The following is a 20,482-nucleotide window of genomic DNA, read 5'->3' as shown; positions in this document are numbered from 1 at the left end:
CGTCATTCCTGCAGCGCCGGCGACAGGGCCGACAGCGGGATGTCCCCGCCAGCGTGCTGCGCAAAATGTGAGAACACGTGCTGAATGGTGCCGGCGATCAGCCCCGCTTGCTGAGCGGTGTAGTGATCGGTGCGGTAAGTCATCATCACGCGCAGGGATTTCACGCCGTCGAGGTTTTCCTCCATCACCTCAAACTGCAGGCCAAGCAGCGATTCGGTTTTTTCCGGCTCTACCTGACGGTACGCCACCGTACTACCGTCTTGCAGAGTGAACTCCCCGTTCAGCTTGATGCGGCTGTGGATCTGAATGAACACTTCGAACATGTGATTCTTGCGATCGGCGTGCGCGCCAAACAGCCCCTCTTCCACCAGATCGATCGGGATATCGGTGTAAGGCATCGAGCCGTTGATGGTGTTTTTGACCTGGTCGATCAACCCCGCCAGCGTCAGCGAATCAGCGAAACGCACCCGGTGCACGACCACGGTGGTGAAGTAGCCGACGGTATCGAAGAATTCGGCGTCGTTACGGCCGGAGGTCGAGGTGCCCACCAGCAGGTCCGCCGGGCCGCCAAGCAGGCGCAGGGCGGTGGTAATGCCGGCGTAGACCACGTTGAACAGCGAAGCGTTGTTCTTTCTGGCCTGCGCGTACAGCCCATCCGCCACCACCGGATCGACGTCGAACTCCAGCCACCCGCCGTTGACGTCGGCCTCTGCCGGTACCGCAGGATGGTGTGAAGGCTCCTGCTGGAACAAAGGTTGGCCGACCGGTGCATCGCGCAGGTTATCGAGCCAGTAATCCAGGTGTTTTTGCCTGACGCCGCTCGCCTGTTGCTGCCGGGCGAAGGCATAAAATTGCGGCACCTCGGTTTTCCACGTCGGCGACAGCCCCTCCACACGATAGCGGTAGGCCATGCCCAGTTCTTCCATCATCAGGTTCAGCGACCACTCGTCCAGCACCACATGGTGGAACAGCAACGAGAGCAACTGCCGGCCCGTTGCCGCGTCGCGTAGGAAGGTGGCGCGCAGCGGCAGCTCGGTGGCCAGGTTAAAGCGGTGTTCACCGGCTTTGGCCAGCATTGCGCTCGCGTCACCGGCCGGGGTTTCATGGGAGAAACGGAACCAGGCATAGTCCGGCAGCTCAACGGCCGACACCACCTGCTGACGCACCTCGCCTTGCTGCTCGATAAACAGCGAGCGCAGTACGCTGTGGCGCACCATCACGTCAATAAACGCCTGGCGCAACGCCCCTTCATCCACAGGATCGAGGAAACTGATGGCGAACGGCAGGTTGAAGATTTCATCATGACCAAAAGCTTCGTAAACCTTCCACAAAGAGTGCTGCGCCAGTGACAGCGGCGCCTGTACCGCTTCGCCCTGATCCTGAGTGACCCGCTCCGCCACCGGGGCCGCAGCCGCCTGCCGTTTCGCGTAAACCGACAAGCCGCGAGCGGTGGCGTGGCTGAACAGATCGTTAATGTTAAGCTCGATGCGGTGCAGGCTAAGCAGCCGACCGATGACGCGGGTCGCCACCAGCGAGTGCCCGCCGCGATCGAAGAAATCTTCATCGAGGGTCATCTCCGGCGCGGCCAGCGCGTCGCGGAACTCCGCCAGAATCAGCTGAGCGATCTCTTCATTTACCCCGTCGTCCACCACAGTGCCGTCGTTGTCCGGCTCCACCGTCCGTTCACTGACGGGAAGCGGCGCCGCCGTGATCCTCTGCCCGCCAAGGGATGCGACAAACTGCTCCAGCAGGAAAGGGGCGGCATGTGGGGTTAATCTTGGGTCCGCGACCAGCTCCAGCAGCACCGAGTCGGGATCCGGCAGGCTGAGGGCCAGCACCAGTTCAAAGGGGGTATGCAGCGGCGGCAGCAGCAGGCGCTCGGCACTCACGCCATCGAGCTGCAAAGCCACCGACGGATCCGCCAGCCAGGTCACCAGCAGTTGGGCCAGGTCTGGGTTCGGCTCTTCCGCCGTTTGTTGCGCCAACAGCCTGTTCAATGGCTCAGGGTCATGGTGTTGTAAAGTCAGGCGCTTCAAGCGGGCGGTGTCCGTCCAGCTCGCCAGGCCGAGAGCCTCTTGCGCATCCCCCTGCGGCACGCACAGTTGCAGCGGCTGCCCGCCGGCCTGAGCGGAGATAAAGTCGGCGAAGCGAACGGCAACCGCCGCCAGCAGCTGCGCCGGGTTTTCGGCGGCGGGTAACATCCTGCGCGCAACGCGGGTCACGATGCGTACACCGGCCTGCGCCAGAATGCCATCCTGCCGCGCGGCAGGACGATAATCCCGCAACGCAGCCGCATGGCGCGACCAGGGCAGCGCCAGAGCGGTACTTTCCGGCAATCGCGTATTTACCCCCAGCGGCGGCAGGGCGGCATACATCTGTACCGGCTCCTGCCCGTTGTACAGTGCCGACAACCGGGTCAATAAGTGCCGGCATGACAGCGTTTCGGCCAAAATATCGTGCGCAACCACGCCCAACACGGCGTTTGCGCCCGTGAACACCAAAAAGCGCAACGGCGCTTCCCGTGCCAGTTCGAGCGGTGTGGCCTGCGCCTGCAACAAACGGCCGACCGCCTGTTCCTCACTCGTCACCGGCTGAATCTCCACCGGGTTCAGCGGCGCATTGCCGCGCAGCTTGCGCAAACCTAGCTCATCATCGAAATCATAGCGGACGTCCAGCTCCGGCATCTGCCGCGTAAGGGCCTCCAGCGCGCTGGCCAATCTGCCGATATCCGGCTCACCGCCCAACCGCCACGCCATCGCCTGTTGGCTGCCGCCGTCTCCCCGCTGCTGGTGGGTGAACCACGCCAGCTCTTCCGCCTCACTCAAAGGCGGCGAGGCATCCGCCGCCTGCTCGCCCAGCGTCTTGAACGCCAGATCCAGACGCTGGGCCTCGTCGTCGCTCAGAATATTGTCAAAATAACCGCTCACTGCTCTATCTCCTTGTGTCCGGTCGCACCGGAACGTCGGGGAACGCTTGTCACGAAAAGGGGCGTTTGCACGCCCCACAGGCAATTGACAAAGCCCGTTATCAGAATGTCAGTTCCAGTGCGGCCCCGACCATGCGCGGACGCTGCTGGGTCGCGGTATAAACGTCGTTGCCGCTGACCATCACGCGGCGTTCCGAGTCAAACAGGTTCTGCGCATACAGGGTGGCGCGGCCATAGGCGAAGGTGTACGCCAGTTGGGTATTCGCCGACCAGTAAGAGCCGATACGCCCGCGTGAATCGTTGTCGTACTGCGAGTAGTAGGAGTCCGAGAACGCCACGTTGCCGCTCAGTTCCAGCCCGGCCATCAACTGGTACTTGGCGCCCATGTTGGCGGTATAAGCCGGCGCACGCGCCAGTTCGTGCCCATCTACGCCGCTGCCCGAGAACTTCTTGATCTTGGTCTTCAGCAGGCCGACGTTACCGAACAGCTCGAAGTCCCAACGCGGCTGCCAGGTCGCCCCCATTTCCGCACCGTAGGTTTCCACCTTATCGGCATTGCGGATCACGCTGGAATTCTCACTCAACGAGTAAGGCAGCTGCATGTCCTTGTAGTCGTTGTAGAAAATATTGCTGGTCAGGATGACGTTGGCGTCTTTCAGGTGGTGGCGGGAATACAGCTCATAGTTCCAGACATATTCGGAGCCGTAGGTGTAGCTGACCACCGGCGTGCCGATAGTGATGCCGGCGCCGCCGGCGTTATAGCCGCGCGCCACTTTGGCGCCGTAGGTCTGCGTGTCCGTCGGTTTCCAGGCCAGATCCAGCTTCGGCAGGAACACATCGTAGGTTTCGTCGAAATCGATACGCACGGCATTGCTGCCACCGGTGCGCCGGCGATGTTCACGTTCCACGCGGCTGGCGGCGGTGATATCCACCTGCGGCGTGATGGCGTAGGTCAGTTCGGCAAAGGCCGAGTTGGTGTCGGTTTTATCCTTGAAGCTGGAACCGCCGAAAATATTAACGAACTCATCCTGCTTGGCGTGGAAATACCGCAACCCCGCCAGCCCTCGCAGGCGGCTGTCTGGCCCGCCAAAGCGCGCCACCGGCTCCACATGCACCTCTTTACCGTCGATTTCTGCATACTGAATGTTGTAGGCCGTAGGACGGTTAATGTTGAAGTCGGTGTAAATAACGCGGTTTTCCAGCGTCAGGCTGTCGGATTGCTCCCAGGCCAGATCCCAGACGCTGCTGTTGGTGTTGCTTTTAAACACGGCACGACGCGGATCGTGGCGCGGGTTGGTCGGGTGAACCAGCGGGTTAAGGCTCTCGTTTTGCGGTGAAGTGCTGCCAAAATGGTTAAAGGTCAGCTTGGTGGTCAACTCGCGCATACCTGCCGGGTTAAACAACAGTTTGGCGCGAGCGGTGGTGGCTTCAACCTCACGAGGATCACCTACCGGTTCATAGGCGGGAAGGTCGACATCGCTGCGGCGACGCTGGCGATCGACGCTGACGCGGAACGCCAGTTGGTCCTCCACCAGCGGGCCGGAAGCCATGGCGGACAGCTGTGAAGAATGCTGGTTGCCGGCTCCGCCCTTGAAGGCGCTTTCCCAGTCGAAAGTCGGATCCTTACTGGTCATCACGATGGCGCCGGCAATGGCGTTGCGCCCCTGAATGTAGCTCTGCGGGCCGAGGAACACTTCAACGCGATCCAGATCCCACAGCGACTGCGGACCAAATGCCTGCTCGTTATAGGTCAGAGAACGGCCGTCCATTGACAGATTGAGGCGCGGGCGGGTACCGCTGAGGAAAGCATTGGCGCCGACGTTCGGGCCGGAGCCGTCGATGCCGCGCACGGTCGGCAAATTGTTGCCAATGCCCAAATCGACTACGTTGGGGGTCATGCGCAGCAAATCGGTGACCTGCAACGCATTCGGCATGGAAGAAATCCGTTCGCTGTCGAACACTTGCACGCTGGAGCCGGTATCGAAAATGGTGCGTTTAATTTTTTCGCCGGTGACCAGCAGGCTCTCCGAGTCCTGCCAATTGCCCTGGCGTTTGCTGTCGGCGGCTTCCTGCACCTTATCGTCCGGCGCTGCTGCGTTAACGCTCCCCACAGACACAGAGCAAAGTCCCAAAAAGAGTGAGGAAAATGCCCCGATGGCCTGTAAGCCCGCTTTTTCCCTGTTTCCTACGATTTTATGCCTTTGAGCCGCTGAATGCTTGCTCATAGATGTATTCTCCTTTCATCCCAGATGCACAAAAATTTGATTGTTTTCACATAGGTAACGACGCTGACACTCACACTAACACTAACACTGGCATTGCGGCCTTCCTGACCTTGCTATTGCCTATCCCTGCAGCAGACGGCTTCCCCCCAGACGCACAGCGGGCGGATGCAGTATTTTTGTCTGGAAACGTAAAGAAATGTTAATAATGATAATATTTTACATATTTTAATGCAAATCATTATCAATAAGGAGAATAAACAGGCTCACAGAGAAACAGCATAAAGACCAAAAAACCGGTTTCTTTGATCATTTTCAAATCGCAATAATTTCCTTAAAAATTAATATAAAACATAATTATATAAAAAATAGCCATTTACCCTGGGGTGACAATACTCATCCTGCCCCTTATGACGACTTCGTTTTACAACAACAAATAAAAATAGTAATAATTTTCATTCCCATTAACATTGACATATATTCTTCCCGTCTCTAAATACTGATGGAAACCCAATGAAAGCGTTGACCACGATGCAGGCCGCCTACTGGGTGGGCCGGCAATCCGAAGCGCCGCTAGGGGGCGTCTCCGCCCACCTGTATGCGGAATTTAACGGCTGCGACCTGGACGTCGAACGACTGAGACAGGCCGTGACCGCCCTTTATTTGCACCACCCGATGCTGCGCCTGCGCATCACGGCGGACGGTCAACAGACCATTGATGCCTGCGGTCCGCGCCATTGCCTGCATATCGACGATTTCCGCCACGCCGGCGCCTCCGAGGCAGCCAACGCGCTGAGCGCCAAACGCCGGCAAAAAAGCAGCCAAAAATTGCCGCTGGAACAGGGTATTCCCTGTGATATCAGCCTCAGTCTGTTGCCAAACGGCCACAACCGGCTGCATGTGGATTTGGACATGATCGCCGGCGATGCCATGGGATTTCGCGTGTTGATGGAGGATCTGGCGCGGTTTTATCACCACTGCCCGGCCGCCCCCGACAACGACGGCGTGCCCTATTTTGACTATCTGGACCGGCACCATGCCGACGCGTCGCTGCAGCAGCGACGAGCCCGCGCTCAGGCCTGGTGGCGCGAACACCTGGCGCAACTGCCGCCCGCGCCCCACCCGCTGCGCGCACCGGAACGCTGTCAGAGCGATCGGCTGGCGCTTCAACTGAACGCCACAGAGGCTCAGGCGCTGGCCGATGTCGCCAAAGCGCACCGCGTCACGCTTTCCTCCCTGTTTCTGGCACTGTTTGCCATTACCGTCGGCCACGGCTGGAACCTGCGACGTTTCCGGCTCAACGTCCCCTTGTTCCACCGTGATGCGGAAGGCGTAGAAGGCATCATTGGCGACTTCTCGAATTTGGTGCTGCTCGGTGTAGAGCTCAATCCGGCGGAAAACTTGCCCGCCTTCTGCCGCCGCCTGATGGATCAGTTGGCGGAATTGCTCACTCATGCCGACTACCCGGGTGTGAGCGTGATGCGTGACCTGTCGCGCCTGCACGGCTGCATGCAACCTTCGCCGGTGGTGTTCACCGCCGGTTTCGGCATTCGCGGCAAAGCACTGTTTTCCGACCAGGTCACCCGCACCTTCGGCCCGCTGGACTGGGTGATTTCCCAGGGCCCGCAGGTGGCGCTGGACGCTCAGGTGGCGCACGCCAACGGCGGTATCTTGATCAACTGGGATCTGCGGATGGATGCCTTCCCGGACCTATTACCGCAGCAGTTGTTTGCCACCTACAGCACCCTGTTACAGCAGACGGCACGCCACCCCGACAGTTTCAGGCGGCCATTGGCGCAGTTGCTGTCACAGTGCTTACCGGAAACCCAGCGCCCGGTACGCCAGTTGCTGCACCGTTTGTTGGCGCGCGTAGCGCCGGACGTCAGGCTGCGCGACGATGACGACATCACCGCCCTGCCGCTGCCGGAGGCCGCGTTGCTCGCTCTGCTCGGGGTGCTCAACAAATACCTGCCGGTAGCCTTGACCGCGCAAGATCTGGCGGCCCACCCCACACCGGCGGCGCTGGCCGCTTTGATCTGCGAGCGTGATCCCAACGCCGCCGAAGGTGCGAAAATGCTGCTGAACGTGCTGACGCCTCAGGTCTGATATCGGTTTTGGGCGCGTAGCCCCACGCGCCCTGCGTTCTTTTTCATCGGTTAGCGACAATAGGGAAATACCATGGAGACACCATTAACCGCGCTGCAACAGGCTTACCTCCTCGGCCGCAGCGAACAGTGGCCGCTCGGCGGCGTGGCGATGCACGATTTCCGCGAATACCGCGGCCAGCGGCTGGATCTGGCGCGGCTGGAAACCCGGCTGGCCGAACTGGTTCGGCACTATCCCGCGCTGCGTACCTGCCTCGATCCCCAGCGCTTCACCCAGCGCGTACGGCCGGAAACCACGCTGAACCTGGACAGGCACGATCTGCGCTCACTGGAGCACGATGCGGCGCAGCAACGGCTGGCCGCCCTGCGCGAGCAGTATTCGCACCAGCGCCACGATCCCGCGCAGCCGTTGTGGCGCATTGCCGCCATTCAGTTGCCGGAGACGCAGGACGCCACCGGGTGCTACGACACCCTGATTTTCACCAGCTTCGACGCGCTGATCCTCGATGGCCAGGGCATCGCTACCCTGATTGCCCGGCTGTTCGATGACGCTCCGTTGCCGCCAATTGCACCGGCTACCCCGCCGGCCACCGCAACGGCAGAACAACGCCAGGCCGACGCCGCTTATTGGCAGACCAAACTGCAGGACGTCACCACGCCTTCGGCGTTGCCGTGGCGCGCCCCGCTGGCCAACATCAAAAGCTCTCGCTACCGGCGCGCCAGCCTGACCCTGCCGCGTGACATGCTAAAAGCCTTTTCACGCCTGGGCTCGGCCCATTCGCTGCTGCGCAACAGCGCCCTTTCGGCGGTGATCCTCGATACGCTGGCGCAGTGGACCACCGACGGCGAGCTGTGCGTGGGCGTGCCGGTGGCGTTTCCTGCTGCTGGGGGTTCGCTCGGCAACGCCTCTAGCTTTGTGGCCGTGCGTTATTCGCGCGAGGGCGGTACCTTTGTCAGCCGTGCGCAGGCACTGCAAGACGACATACTGGGCGCTCTCGATCACCTGACGTTTTCCGGCGTCGATCTGGCGCGGCAACTGCTGAACCGCAGCCAGGGCGCCCCGGCGCTGCCGGTCATTCTCACCAACTGCCTGAGCTGGGAGACGCTGCCGGCCGGCGCACCGGTCCGCTACCACGACGGCCTGACCCAAACGCCGCAGGTCGCGATCGACATCCGTCTGACGCAGGACGCCGACAAAAATCTGCAACTGTGCGTCGATTACGCCGAGCAGGCGCTGGACGGCGAACAGGTGCAGGCGATGCTGGACGCCCTGCAACGCCGCGTGGTGCAAATGTGCCAGGACGGAGATCTGGAGATCGCCCCGGCGCGCTTTATCGATTACCGACACTATCGCCATAACCACGACGAAGCGGCATTCAGCGCTTATCCCTACCTGGCGCAGCTGGCCGAACGGTTGTTTAACGACCCACAGCCGCGACCGGCGCTGATCTGCGATGAACAGACCCTGTCTTATCCCGAACTGGGTCGCCAGGTCGGAGCCGTAATGGCCAACCTGCAACGGCGCAATCTGGGGCGCGGCAGCGTGCTGGCACTGTATCTGGCGCGCAGCCCGGAACACGTGACTATCTCCCTGGCCTGTGCGCTGCTGGGGGTTATCTGGGTGCCGATCGACATCAACTCGCCGCCGGAACGCACCGCCTATCTGCTGAGCAACTGCCGGCCGGATCTGGTGGTGCATCAGGGCGAGCTGGATACCCCGCACGGGGTGACGCCGACAGAATTGCTCGATCCGGCAGCGGGCACGCCCGAACTACCGGGCGACCAGACGCTGGCGGAGCGCAGCGCAAGCACCGAAGCAAGCTATTACCTGTACACCTCCGGCACCACCGGCAAACCCAAATGCGTGGTGCTCAACAACCGCGCCACCGCCAACGTGCTTGGGCAAACTCTGCAACGCTGGGCGGTCACCGCCGATGATGTGTTTATCTCCGTGACGCCGCCGCACCACGATATGTCGATGTTTGACCTGTTCGGCTCGCTCAGCGCCGGTGCGACGCTGGTTCTGCCCGCGCCGCATCAGGAAAAAGACGCCATCAGTTGGAACCAGTTGGTGGAGCGCCACCGCGTCAGCCTGTGGTGTTCCGTGCCTGCGATCCTGGAAATGCTGCTCACCTGCAAAACGGCCGACAGCCTGCGCTCGCTGCGGCTGGTGGCTCAGGGCGGCGATTACATCAAACCGGCGACGGTACAGACGTTGCGTAGCCTGCGCCCGGACATTTGCCTGTTCTCACTCGGCGGCCCGACAGAAACCACCATCTGGAGCATCTGGCACCCGATTGCAGCGCAGGACACCGGCACCGTGCCCTACGGCCAGCCATTGCCGGGCAACCAATACTTTATTTGCCACGACGACGGCACGCACTGCCCGGCCGGCGTGGTGGGCCGCATTCATACGGCGGGGGTAAATCTGGCGTTAGGCTATCTGGAAGACGGCGAAGTGAAGCAACATGACTTCGTCCCGTTGAATGGCCCCGACGGGCAACCGCTGCGGGCCTTCCGCACCGGCGATCAGGGCTACTATCGCCCGGACGGCAACATCCTGTTCGCCAGCCGGGTGAACGGCTATGTGAAAATCCGCGGCGTGCGCGTGTCGCTGCCGGAGATCGAAGACGTGCTGCGCGGGCATGAGGCGATTCTGGACATCGTGGTGGTGGATTATCCGAGCGGGGAAAATGCCGAGTCGACGCTGGGCGCGATGTACCTCACCCACGACGGCAAGCCGCTGCCGCTGGCGGATATTCGCGCCTTCTCGACGGGCTATCTGCCTTGTACACATATCCCGACGCGCTTTATCCACGCCGAAGCGCTGCCGCTCTCCGGCAACGGAAAAACCGACCGTCACACTATTCGCACCGTGCTCGGGGCCGGGCGGGCGGCTCCCGGGTTGAACGCCTGTGCAGCACCTTTGCCGAGCGCGCCGCCGGCGCAGAGCGGCAAAATTCTGGCCATCTATCTGCAGGCCATCGGCGCGGCGCCGCGTCCTGAATGGGGGGAGGAAACCGCCTTTATCAGCATGGGGCTGAAACTGCCGCACATCCGCCAGGTGGCCGCACGGCTTAATGACGCCTTTGGCACCCAACTGCCGCCAACGGTGCTGATCCCCTGCAAAAATGCACGGGAGGTCGCAGCGCTGCTGGCCCGTTAACCCCTACGGGCAGGGTCATCCCCTGCCCGCTTTCATCAGGCGGGCACCGCCACCAGCTCACCGATCGCCACCTCCAACGCCCCTTCCCGCAACGCACGCTGCAAGAAGTCCTGCAAGGCGCTTCGGTAGTTGGCCGCCCCGGCGGTAGGGAACTGCTGCACAAAGACATCGATATCCAAATGCAGATCGCCGGCGTCAGTGCCGCCACGGAAGATCAGGTTAATCCCGTCGCCGGCACCGCCTGCCAGCACCCGGCGCATGCTGGTGCAACCGCTGAAACCGGCCGAGTCAAACGGCTGAACGTTGATAAACGGTGAAATAAACAAACGCGAAGCGGGCGTCACGCCGCGATCGGCGGCAATCTGCCGCAGGCGATAACCGGCGTGGCTGCGCAATTCACGCAGCGTCTGCGTCACGCCGGACAGGAAATGCCCCAGCGTCTCTTCCGCACGCAGTGAAACCAAAAACGGCAGCGTATTGACCGCCAAAGCCGGCGTATTGGTCGCTTTGCTGCTGCGACGATTCATCGCCGGCATCCACAGGGTACGCGTATCCCCTCTTTCATGCGGTAAAGGCGGCAACGTAAAAAACAGCCAGGCGGCGGACAGAGCCAGCAGCAGATCGGGCCAGCCGATGCCGCTGCGCTCGGACAACAGGCGCAGCCGCCGTGAAATGTCCTCCGGCAGCGGGGTGCTGGTGCTCAGGCATTTCACGCCATATTCCCGGCCGCCTTTACGCACCGTCGGCAACACCTGCGACGGCGGTAAATAACGCTGCCAGAACCGACGATCCTTGTCGCAACGTTCGGAAGCCCCGTAGGCCAGCTCATGTTGCTGGAAAGCGCTGAAGGTGCCCAATGCTTGCCCCGCCGCGCCCTTGCCGAGAAAATGCGCGTACAGCGTAGCGCAGCGATGCTCGACCAGCGCCATGCCGTAACCATCGATAATGATATGGTGAGCACGCAGGTACCAGATATAGCGCGTCGGCCCCAGAGTGAGCAGCCACACGGCCGTCATCGGTTGGGTGTGCAGATCCATCGGCTGCTCGGCATCGGCCTGCATCAACCGCATTGCGGCCTGGTAAGGGTCGGGATGTTCCTGCAAATCAATACGCTTCAGGCGCGGAATCCGTTCGGGATCGTAGCGCTGCATCGGCAACCGATCGCCTCTGCGGGTGCCAAACCGCAGCGCAAACGCCTGCGTTTCTGCGACAGTGAGGGTTATCGCCCGACACAGCGCCGCCTCGTCCACCGCTCCGCGCAATTCTGTGGCGTGAGCGACGGTGGAAAAGGGCTGCCCGGGGTGCAGGGTAAACTCCTCCCAGAAATCTAACTGCGCCGGCGACAGCGGCAGCCATTCAGTAGCCAAAAGGGTTTCCGACATGTTACCTACCTTTGATATGCGACATGGAGACCAGAAAAACGACGGCCGCAACGTGCTGAAAGTGTTTCAACATGGTTACAAATGAAAATGATAATAACACTTATTATCATTTTCATAAATATAGGACAACAGGTTAATGCGTGTCGCATGAGGGGATTATCGAGGTAAGAAAGGTTCGCCGGCGGCGGTGGAAATATTGGCGGCCGGCGTAATAACCGAAAAGGAATCCGCCGCCCCCCGTTCCCAGATCCGCAAAGCCTCATTATAGTTAAACCGGGGGCTGCCTGAATGCCACAGCGGCGGCAGTGTCCCCATCAACCTGAGGGAGCTATCACTTTTATGCTTTTAAAACAAACAACTGCAGGCCTGCTATTGGCGGGAACCAGCCTGTTGGCGGCGGGCAACGCTCTGGCGGCTTCCGATACGCTGGTGTATTGCACGGTCGCCTCGCCGGAGTCTTTCAATCCGCAACTCGCCAGCTCCGGGCCGACTTTTATCGCCACCTCGCAGGTGCTGTATAACCGCCTGCTGACGCTGCGCGAAAGCGATAAAACCCCTGCCCCCTCGCTGGCCACCGAGTGGACCATCAGCCCGGATGGCAAAACCTACACCTTTACGCTGCGCAAAGGCGTGAAATTCAACAGCAACAAATACTTCACCCCGACGCGCGACTTCAACTCCGAGGACGTGGTGTTCACCGTGATGCGCCAAAAAGACGCTAATCATCCGTACCACAAGGTGTCCGGCGGTAACTACGAGTACTTTACCGATACCGGGCTGGACAAGCTGATTACCAACGTCGAAGCGGTAGATAACGACCACGTGCGCTTTACGTTGAGCCAGCCCAACGCCGCGTTTTTGGCCGACTGGACGATGGATTTCGCCTCGATTCTTTCCGCAGAATATGCCGACGCCATGCTGAAGAAAGGCACGCCGGAGTACGTGGATAACTGGCCTATCGGCACCGGCCCGTTCGCGCTGCAGCAGTACAAGCAGGATTCGCTGATCCGCTACGTGGCCAACCCGCATTACTGGCAAGGCGAGGTGGCCAGCAAACACCTGATTTTCTCCATCACGCCGGATGCGCAGACCCGGGTGGCCAAGCTGAAAACCAATGAGTGCCAGATCATTCCCGCCCCGTTGCCGGAGCAGTTCGACGCCATCAAGAGCGACAAAAACCTGCAACTGCACAACATCAACGGCCTGAACGTCGGCTACCTGGCGTTCAACACCCAGAAGAAACCTTTTGATAACGTGCTGGTTCGTCAGGCGCTGAGCTATGCGGTGGACAAGAAGGCGATTGTCGCGGCGGTGTTCAAAGACAGCGGTACAACGGCCAATTCGGTGCTACCGCCGGCGATGCTGGGATACAATCCGAAACTGCAAGACTATGCCTACGATCCGCAGAAGGCCCGTGATCTGCTGAAACAGGCCGGGCTGGAAAAAGGCTTTGAAACCGACATCTGGTCGATGCCGGTGGCGCGGCCATACAACCCTAATTCGCGGCGCATTGCCGAGATGATCCAGAGCGACTGGGCGAAAGTGGGCGTGAAGGCCAAAATCGTCACCTGGGAATGGGGCCAGTATCTGGCCGGGTTGCGCAAAGGGGAACAGCAGAGCGCGCTGTATGGCTGGATGTCGGATAACGGCGACCCGGACAACTTCGCCACGCTGCTCGGCTGCGCCGGCGTGCAAACCGGTGCCAACATAGCCCGCTGGTGCGACAAGGGCTACGATCGGTTGATCCAAAAGGCGATTCAGGTGAGCGCTCCGGCAGAACGCGCTAAACTTTATCAGCAAGCTCAGGTGATTTTTGCCGAACAGGCCCCGCTGCTGCCGCTGGCTAACGGCAAGGTGTTCTACGCCACCCGCAGCAACGTCAGCGGCTATGTGGTTGACGTGAACGGCAGTGACTTCGCCAAAGCGAAGGTGAACTAAGCCAAGGCGCCGGGATAAATTCAAACCCGGCGCTTTCCTCTCTTGTAACATTTCGTTACTCTCAATGCCTATCGAATCTCACCTTAGCAAGGCAAACCCAGTGCAGAAAACATTTATGCCGATGCAGATCCGTCTGCACTGGCTGGTCGCTATCCTGTTGGTCATCACCTGCGCCACAATTGAGCTGAGGGGCTTTGCCGAACCGGGCACGCCGCTGTGGTATCTGTTGGTGGTCACCCACTTCAGTTGCGGGGTGACGGTGTTCGTCTTGATGATCGCCCGCCTGATCCTGCGCGGGCGTCACGCCTCCCCCGCCATCAGCCCGATGCCGCCAAAATGGCAAACCGGCGCGGCGCATCTGGTGCATACCCTGATTTACCTGCTGCTGCTGACGCTGCCGGTTCTGGGCGTCTATTCCCGCTATCTGGGCGGCAAGGAGTGGTTTTTGTTTGGCCTGCCGATGCCGTTTGCCGAGATTGCCGACCGGCCGCAGGCGCGAACGATTATCGGCTGGCACAAGACGCTGGCCGCTTTCGGTTATTGGCTGATTGGCTTGCACGCCGCTGCGGCGCTGATTCATCATTATGCCTTTAAGGACAATACCTTGGTGAGAATGCTGCCGCTGTTTAAAAAGCGCTAACCCAGAGGCAATAAGATAATAATAAGCATGTATATATAAGCCAATGAAAATAATCTATTGGCTTATTAATTCCACTATTGCTTAGATAAAATAAAAAATTCATCCATCGAGTTGTATCTATCCCGGATATTGACTAAGGTTATCCATACAGTTCATATGCCCGAAAGTTAATAACGATAATCACACGTCGGTTTATTTAAAATTTATGTCTTCATCTTAAAAACGCCAGTTATTCTTCTGGGCAGCGGTGTCATGCCATGTGTTTACACAAGGTGATTCAGCGCTACTCATAATTTCATTAATTCACTTTCATCGACTACACATCCGGGAAAGTCAATATGGCTTCCCCATTCATAAAAGTCTGGAGAAAAGTAATGAAAATAATGACTGGCGTTATTCTACCCACGGTTGCTGCCCTCGTTTTTTCCGGTATGGCGCAAGCGGAAGACAGCGTAAAACCTATGACCGGCAAAGCGCAGGTGACGTTGGAACATGTGCACGCCGTGCAAGAAAATGGCAGCCCCGCGCCCCAGCACGATGCCGCCTGTATGAAACAGCTTTCGAAACCTGAATCCAGGTATGTCGGGATGAAAGTGACCAGCGAATACACCATCGATGCCACTTCGATGATGATGTCCGCAAAATCCATGCTGCCCTCCCCGAATACCCTGCAACCGCTAGAAATTACGGTTGATTTGTCCCCGTTGGGCATGGCGGGCGTTTATGCGTTTGGCGCCTTCAAACCCAGTGCTTTGCCACAGGATTATGTTTATTTCACTATCGACAAAGACTATAAAAACCCGGTCAGCACCTTTATGATCATTAATAAAGATGAGAAATATAACTGCGTAATTTCCAGCTCTAACGAAGCAATGAGCAAAGAACAGCGCAGCCACCTTGTCGTTAAGCAATAACCGCGACTATTCATTAGACAATAATGGGGGTGCGGATAGTTAACTGCCCTCCCCCATATTTATAGCTGCTGTTTTCATCCGTGTTAAATAGTGCCAAGTTCTGATGCAGAATGACCGCCCTACTCATCCTTGTACACAGGCTCAGAGTATCTTGAAGGCCATATCTCCGCAGGGGGCAGATTCAAAGCTTCGGCTATCTGCTTGTTATCTGATGCGCCTACCATCCCATTTTGGAATAATAGCAGATATTCGACTTTGGGATATCACTCGCGGAAAACGCCATGACTTCAGCTTATTCAACCGAGTATCAATTAGTTATAAAAATACTTCGGGATGCTCGTATAGAAAAAGGCATCACTTAGGCCAAACTGGCCGAAGCGCTGGGTCGCCCGCAGTCGTTTATCGCCAAGGTTGAGAACGGCGAGCGCAAGATGGACGTGGTTGAGTTTGCCGTGATGGCACGGCTGCTTGGGGTGGATGCTGGGGCAGTGCTGAGCATGATTGGTGGGCGGGTTAATTCATTGTAATAACGAAATCGAACCTACGACCTTTGCATTACCAATGTGTAAAGAGATTGCGTATCGAGCACTACGAGTAAATTAGGCACTTCCGAGCCGTTGGTGTACTGACCCCGCCCGGTAAAGGATCCTGTCCTATCGTCAGGCTGAGTCATCCGCAGGACTTTGGCGGTTATGAGCGAGGAGCGAACATTCCTATTTACTTTACTTTTAGCTGTTTGGTATAAATTTTATCGACAGGAAAACAGATAAAACCTCACCTAAGAAAGGGATTAGAATGATTAAATTGACCGGTCGTTTAGTATGCACAAGCGTCGATGAGGCAGATCTTGTCCGCCAGTATCTTCCTGAGCATAAGAGACTTACAAAAGAGGAATCTGGATGTATTTCTTTTGAAGTTACTGAAACAACAGATCCTCTGATCTGGAAAGTTGAAGAGCTATTCAAAGATCAAGCTACCTTCGATGCTCATCAGAAGAGAACCAAAGCCTCAGTGTGGGGAAATGAAACCAGCACTATCGCTCGTGAATATGAAATATTTGAAGTTGAATAGTCGTACAGCTTCTGATTTTCAGAATGACTGCATCCGATACAACACAGACAAGCGTGTAGCTCTCATTTCGCTAAAAGCGGAAATCTACTTTGAAATAGTTCAACCTATATGTAGGAATAATCTCGCGATTAGCGAGAGATTTAGAATATCACTTACACCCAGTTATAAACACCTTATGACCAATTAAGTAGCTTAAGATTTTTCACAACGTATTCTTTTTTGCATGTAGAGTTAATCAAATAAGGATTTTCGCTATTCAAAAGGATAGGGTAATCATCATTAAAATCATCGGTGTAGGCTGCGTACCATTTTGTTGACACGCCTATACTCTTTATTCTTCTAACTTTCTCTTCATTCCTGCAATGGGTGCCTCCAATCCAACCGCCCAATAAACTCTTGGATAGCGGGGTTCCTATGACTTCAATGTTAAGATTTACAGCATCTAGAATTTTATATGCTAGCAACTCAGGTGCAGCAGTGGCAATTATAACTCTCCGCCCTTCTTTTAAATGTTTTAAAACCTCCTTAAACCCATCATCAAACCACCTGACACTATTTATTTCTCCATCTCTAATTTTAGATGAAAACGAAGAGAAACTGTCTATCATTTCTCTTTCATCCATCCTGAAAGATGCGACAAATAATAGCATGTATGCACCAATGAATTTGAATTTCTTGGATTTCAGAAAAACCAGAGCTATGGGTGCCAAGATGGCCGCACACAAGAACCTTAACTTCCCGGACTTAAACCTCATCAACATCCAAGCTTTGGTAGAATCGCCAGACAAGAGAGTCTTATCCAAATCAAAAATAACAACTTTACTCATAAATACCTCGTACAGTTTGCATAAAATTAAAATTGTTGTTTCTGTGAAGTTGCCTATGAAGAAGAGTCAGCAACTGCATTTTAAGGCACCATTGCCCCTGTCTATGTCCCCTCCTGGCACAAAACCAACTGTCCGATTGGATTTCGCTTAGACCAACTACGATGCCAGCTCAGGCCTGAACCCGTATGCAAAAAGGGCGCAGTTCAATGAACTGCGCCCTTAAATTTAAAACGCGAAACCTGGCTTAGCTGCGCACCAAATCGTCGCCGTAGCCGATCCACTTGTAGGTGGTCAGTGCGTCCAGCCCCATCGGGCCGCGTGCATGCAGCTTCTGGGTGCTGACCGCCACTTCTGCGCCCAGGCCGAACTGGCCGCCGTCGGTGAAGCGGGTGCTGGCGTTAACGTACACCGCCGAGGAATCCACGGCGCGCACGAAGTGCTCGGCGCTGCTCAGCGAACGGGTGAGGATCGCATCGGAATGGTTGGTACCGTGGGTGCGGATATGGTCGATGGCTTGATCGATATCGTCCACCACCAGCACGTTCAGATCCAACGACAGCCATTCGTCGTCGTAATCCCCTTCGGCCACGTCCACCACCGTCGCCGGACCGTTTTGCAGCAGCGGCATGGCGTTCTGCGCCGCATGCAGCGTCACGCCCGCCGCCGCCATCTTGGCGCTCAGCGCCGGCAGGAACCGTTCGGCGATGTTGCGGTTCACCAGCAACGTCTCGAGCGAGTTACAAGCGCTTGGGCGCTGGATTTTGGCGCTCTCGATGACCGTCAGCGCCTTGTCGAAATCAACGCTGTCGTCAACGTAGGTATGGCAAACGCCGATGCCGCCGGTGATCACCGGAATGGTCGACTGTTCGCGGCACAGTTTGTGCAAACCGGCACCGCCGCGTGGGATCAACATGTCTACGTAGCGATCCAGGCGCAGCAGCTCATTCACCAGCGCGCGATCGGGGCTGTCAATCGCCTGCACCGCCGCAGCCGGCAGGCCGCACTGTTCCAGCGCCTGCTGGATCACCTTCACCGTCGCCAGGTTGGTGTTGTGGGTTTCTTTACCGCCGCGCAGGATCACCGCGTTGCCGGTCTTCAGGCACAGGCTGGCGACGTCGATGGTGACGTTCGGCCGCGCTTCATAAATCACGCCGATCACGCCAAGCGGCACGCGGCGGCGTTCCAGTTTCAGCCCGCTGTCCAGCAGGCTGCCGTCCAATACGTGGCCGACCGGATCGTTCAGGCGGCACACCTGGCGCACATCGTTGGCGATGGCTGCCAGCCGCGCCGGGGTCAACAACAGGCGATCGAGCAACGCTTCGGTCATCCCGGTTGCGCGCGCCTGCACCATGTCTTGTTCGTTGGCCTGCAAAATCACTTCGCTGTTGGCTTCCAGCATGTCGGCCATCACCGACAACACCTGGTTTTTCTTCGCCGTGCTCAGCACCGCCAGTTGCCAGGAGGCCTGCTTGGCGGCCTTCCCCATTTGCTCTAGCATGCTCACTCCTTAGCTCACAATCATGTCGTCGCGGTGCACTGCCACCGGGCCGTATTCGTAACCGAGAATTTCGCTGATTTCCTGCGAGTGGTGGCCGGCAATCATGCGCATCGCGTCGCTGTTATAGCGGCTGACACCGTGCGCCAAATCGCGCCCCGCCAGGTTGCGGATGCGGATCACTTCGCCACGAGAGAAATCGCCCTTCACTTCGCGAACGCCCTTCGGCAACAACGAGCTGCCGCGCGCCATAATGGCGTCGACCGCGCCGTCGTCCACGGTGATTTCACCGGCCGGCGGTGCGCCGAAGATCCAGCGTTTGCGGTTTTCCAGCGGGGTTTCCAGCGCGTGGAAACGGGTGCCCACCGGTTTGCCTTCAATCACGTCGCCCACCACGCCCGGCTTGCTGCCTGCGGCGATGATCACGTCGATACCGGCACGGCAGGCCACGTCGGCCGCCTGCAATTTGGTGCCCATACCGCCGGTGCCCAGCCCGGAAACGCTGTCGCCGGCGATGGCGCGCAGCGCGTCGTCAATGCCATGCACTTCACGGATCAGCTCCGCCTGCGGGTTGTTGCGCGGGTCGGCGGTATACAGGCCTTGTTGATCGGTCAGCAACAGCAGTTTGTCGGCCCCGGCCAGGATCGCCGCCAGCGCCGACAGGTTGTCGTTGTCGCCCACCTTGATTTCTGCGGTCGCTACCGCGTCATTCTCATTGATTACCGGCACGATACGGTTGTCCAGCAGCGCGGTCATGGTGTCACGCGCGTTGAGGAAGCGTTCGCGGTCTTCCAGATCGGCGCGCGTCAGCAGCATCTGCCCGACGTGAATGCCGTAAATGGAGAACAGCTGTTCCCACAGTTGGATCAACCGGCTCTGGCCGACCGCCGCAAGCAGCTGCTTGGAGGCGATGGTGGCGGGGAGTTCGGGGTAGCCCAAATGTTCGCGCCCGGCGGCAATCGCGCCGGAGGTGACGATAACGATGCGGTGACCCGCTGCATGCTGTTGTGCGCACTGGCGTACCAGTTCGACAATATGGGCACGGTTAAGACGCAGCGATCCGCCGGTCAACACGCTGGTGCCCAATTTCACAACCAATGTCTGGCTGCCGTTCATAGTGTTTCTGCCGTGTAATATACCCGTCATCTTTCAAGCTGCAGCGTTGTTGGCTGCTCACACTCACCCCAGTCACTTACCTTAGTAAGCTCTTGGGGATTCCTGCGCTTGCCGCCTAGCTGCAACTCGAAAGCTATAGGGTATGATGAGAATAAGAGTGCAAAGGACTTTGTAACAGGAGAGACGCGTTATGCCAACAGGCACAACGCGAAATCAGCACAATACTGTAGTCAAACGGGGTCAGGCGGAGAGTTTAATCGGTTTTTCTTTGAAATCATCGGCCGGTTCAAGCGCCAGCTCCATCGTCGCCAGCAACTCGCCCAAGCGGCGATGGAAATCACGCAGGGTGGTTTCCAGCTTGGTTTTTACTTCAGTATCTTTAATCTTTTCCGGCGTCCAGCGCCCGTCCTTATCAAACAGACCGAACTGATAAGCATAAGTGAAACGCGCCTCTTCAGCATGCAGCTCGATCCACCATCCCCAGAACTCACGCTTCTCTGGCGCGGGTTTGACATTGACGCAAACGGCTAAACAATCAAAGAAAAAACGGTCGTTCTCGCACTGCCCTTCACGCAGGTACGGCCCCAAGCTGGCAAAACGTTTCATTAGTCGGCTTTTAGGGTGACCACTAGGTAACGTCATTCTTTAACCTCCTCAATGTAGACCACTCTTTTTAACAA

At 57.9% G+C, this 20,482-nt stretch carries 14 protein-coding genes and 1 pseudogene; 7 read left to right on the top strand and 8 right to left on the bottom strand.

Annotated features, from left to right (window positions below; translation table 11 throughout):
* Window positions 1–2 precede the first annotated feature (2 nt).
* Both ACTJJ1_RS14035 and ACTJJ1_RS14030 read right to left on the bottom strand, forming a co-directional pair.
* Window positions 3–2,927, bottom strand: a complete 2,925-nt coding sequence (locus tag ACTJJ1_RS14035) for a condensation domain-containing protein (RefSeq protein WP_440834127.1) — start codon at window positions 2,925–2,927, stop codon at window positions 3–5.
* 100 nt (window positions 2,928–3,027) lie between these two features.
* Window positions 3,028–5,151 carry a TonB-dependent receptor gene (locus ACTJJ1_RS14030; RefSeq protein ID WP_421415394.1) on the bottom strand — a complete coding sequence of 708 codons (2,124 nt, stop codon included), beginning with the start codon at window positions 5,149–5,151 and terminating at the stop codon, window positions 3,028–3,030.
* A gap of 510 nt (window positions 5,152–5,661) precedes the next feature.
* On the opposite strand from ACTJJ1_RS14030, the gene ACTJJ1_RS14025 reads away from it, so the two are divergent.
* Both ACTJJ1_RS14025 and ACTJJ1_RS14020 read left to right on the top strand, forming a co-directional pair.
* Window positions 5,662–7,254 (top strand): condensation domain-containing protein, encoded by a 1,593-nt coding sequence (locus ACTJJ1_RS14025; RefSeq protein WP_440834125.1) that lies wholly within the window; start codon window positions 5,662–5,664, stop codon window positions 7,252–7,254.
* A 72-nt stretch (window positions 7,255–7,326) separates the two neighbouring features.
* Window positions 7,327–10,419: an amino acid adenylation domain-containing protein gene (locus ACTJJ1_RS14020; protein WP_440834123.1), complete on the top strand. Its 3,093-nt coding sequence runs from the start codon at window positions 7,327–7,329 to the stop codon at window positions 10,417–10,419.
* 35 nt (window positions 10,420–10,454) lie between these two features.
* Here the strand turns inward: ACTJJ1_RS14020 and ACTJJ1_RS14015 are convergent, their stop codons facing one another.
* Window positions 10,455–11,801: a condensation domain-containing protein gene (locus ACTJJ1_RS14015; RefSeq protein ID WP_440834121.1), complete on the bottom strand. Its 1,347-nt coding sequence runs from the start codon at window positions 11,799–11,801 to the stop codon at window positions 10,455–10,457.
* A gap of 339 nt (window positions 11,802–12,140) precedes the next feature.
* Here ACTJJ1_RS14015 and ACTJJ1_RS14010 point away from each other — a divergent pair, with 339 nt between their 5' ends.
* From ACTJJ1_RS14010 to ACTJJ1_RS14000, 3 genes are all read left to right on the top strand, one after another.
* Window positions 12,141–13,739, top strand: a complete 1,599-nt coding sequence (locus ACTJJ1_RS14010; protein WP_440834119.1) for an ABC transporter substrate-binding protein — start codon at window positions 12,141–12,143, stop codon at window positions 13,737–13,739.
* A 115-nt stretch (window positions 13,740–13,854) separates the two neighbouring features.
* Window positions 13,855–14,379, top strand: coding sequence for a cytochrome b561 (gene cybB / locus ACTJJ1_RS14005; protein WP_080589795.1), 525 nt, complete (start codon window positions 13,855–13,857; stop codon window positions 14,377–14,379).
* A gap of 374 nt (window positions 14,380–14,753) precedes the next feature.
* The gene (locus ACTJJ1_RS14000) at window positions 14,754–15,293 is read left to right on the top strand and encodes a hypothetical protein (protein ID WP_440834402.1); all 540 of its coding nucleotides are present in this window, start codon (window positions 14,754–14,756) and stop codon (window positions 15,291–15,293) included.
* Between the two features lie 119 nt (window positions 15,294–15,412).
* Here the strand turns inward: ACTJJ1_RS14000 and ACTJJ1_RS13995 are convergent, their stop codons facing one another.
* Entirely contained in the window at window positions 15,413–15,517 is a 105-nt protein-coding gene (locus tag ACTJJ1_RS13995; RefSeq protein WP_071824709.1) for a helix-turn-helix domain-containing protein, read from the bottom strand.
* A gap of 57 nt (window positions 15,518–15,574) precedes the next feature.
* Here ACTJJ1_RS13995 and ACTJJ1_RS13990 point away from each other — a divergent pair.
* Window positions 15,575–15,820: pseudogene (locus ACTJJ1_RS13990) on the top strand (helix-turn-helix domain-containing protein).
* A gap of 268 nt (window positions 15,821–16,088) precedes the next feature.
* Window positions 16,089–16,364, top strand: a complete 276-nt coding sequence (locus tag ACTJJ1_RS13985) for a putative quinol monooxygenase (RefSeq protein WP_020438514.1) — start codon at window positions 16,089–16,091, stop codon at window positions 16,362–16,364.
* 173 nt (window positions 16,365–16,537) lie between these two features.
* Here the strand turns inward: ACTJJ1_RS13985 and ACTJJ1_RS13980 are convergent, their stop codons facing one another.
* The 4 genes from ACTJJ1_RS13980 to crl all read right to left on the bottom strand — a co-directional run bounded on the left by ACTJJ1_RS13980 (window position 16,538) and on the right by crl (window position 20,444).
* The gene (locus ACTJJ1_RS13980; protein ID WP_202291477.1) at window positions 16,538–17,191 is read right to left on the bottom strand and encodes a haloacid dehalogenase-like hydrolase; all 654 of its coding nucleotides are present in this window, start codon (window positions 17,189–17,191) and stop codon (window positions 16,538–16,540) included.
* Window positions 17,192–17,435: 244 nt separating this feature from the next.
* Window positions 17,436–18,689, bottom strand: coding sequence for a glutamate-5-semialdehyde dehydrogenase (gene proA, locus ACTJJ1_RS13975; protein WP_440834116.1), 1,254 nt, complete (start codon window positions 18,687–18,689; stop codon window positions 17,436–17,438).
* 9 nt (window positions 18,690–18,698) lie between these two features.
* On the bottom strand, window positions 18,699–19,802 hold the full coding sequence (gene proB, locus ACTJJ1_RS13970) for a glutamate 5-kinase (RefSeq protein WP_006323805.1): 1,104 nt from the start codon (window positions 19,800–19,802) through the stop codon (window positions 18,699–18,701).
* 240 nt (window positions 19,803–20,042) lie between these two features.
* Window positions 20,043–20,444 (bottom strand): sigma factor-binding protein Crl, encoded by a 402-nt coding sequence (gene crl, locus ACTJJ1_RS13965; protein WP_004949084.1) that lies wholly within the window; start codon window positions 20,442–20,444, stop codon window positions 20,043–20,045.
* Window positions 20,445–20,482 lie beyond the last annotated feature (38 nt).

Source organism: Serratia sp. 22264, assembly GCF_052045345.1.
GTDB lineage: Bacteria > Pseudomonadota > Gammaproteobacteria > Enterobacterales > Enterobacteriaceae > Serratia > Serratia plymuthica.
Note: the sequence above shows the minus strand (reverse complement) of the source record. Positions and strands in the feature narration are given on the sequence as shown.

Bases quoted from the DNA above. Each gene is read 5' to 3' on its own strand.
- ACTJJ1_RS14030 (WP_421415394.1), bottom strand. From the start codon at position 5,151: ATGAGCAAGCATTCAGCGGCTCAAAGGCATAAAATCGTAGGAAACAGG.
- ACTJJ1_RS14025 (WP_440834125.1), top strand. From the start codon at position 5,662: ATGAAAGCGTTGACCACGATGCAGGCCGCCTACTGGGTGGGCCGGCAA.
- ACTJJ1_RS14020 (WP_440834123.1), top strand. From the start codon at position 7,327: ATGGAGACACCATTAACCGCGCTGCAACAGGCTTACCTCCTCGGCCGC.
- ACTJJ1_RS14015 (WP_440834121.1), bottom strand. From the start codon at position 11,801: ATGTCGGAAACCCTTTTGGCTACTGAATGGCTGCCGCTGTCGCCGGCG.
- ACTJJ1_RS14010 (WP_440834119.1), top strand. From the start codon at position 12,141: ATGCTTTTAAAACAAACAACTGCAGGCCTGCTATTGGCGGGAACCAGC.
- cybB (WP_080589795.1), top strand. From the start codon at position 13,855: ATGCCGATGCAGATCCGTCTGCACTGGCTGGTCGCTATCCTGTTGGTC.
- ACTJJ1_RS14000 (WP_440834402.1), top strand. From the start codon at position 14,754: ATGAAAATAATGACTGGCGTTATTCTACCCACGGTTGCTGCCCTCGTT.
- ACTJJ1_RS13995 (WP_071824709.1), bottom strand. From the start codon at position 15,517: ATGGTAGGCGCATCAGATAACAAGCAGATAGCCGAAGCTTTGAATCTG.
- ACTJJ1_RS13985 (WP_020438514.1), top strand. From the start codon at position 16,089: ATGATTAAATTGACCGGTCGTTTAGTATGCACAAGCGTCGATGAGGCA.
- ACTJJ1_RS13980 (WP_202291477.1), bottom strand. From the start codon at position 17,191: ATGAGTAAAGTTGTTATTTTTGATTTGGATAAGACTCTCTTGTCTGGC.
- proA (WP_440834116.1), bottom strand. From the start codon at position 18,689: ATGCTAGAGCAAATGGGGAAGGCCGCCAAGCAGGCCTCCTGGCAACTG.
- proB (WP_006323805.1), bottom strand. From the start codon at position 19,802: ATGAACGGCAGCCAGACATTGGTTGTGAAATTGGGCACCAGCGTGTTG.
- crl (WP_004949084.1), bottom strand. From the start codon at position 20,444: ATGACGTTACCTAGTGGTCACCCTAAAAGCCGACTAATGAAACGTTTT.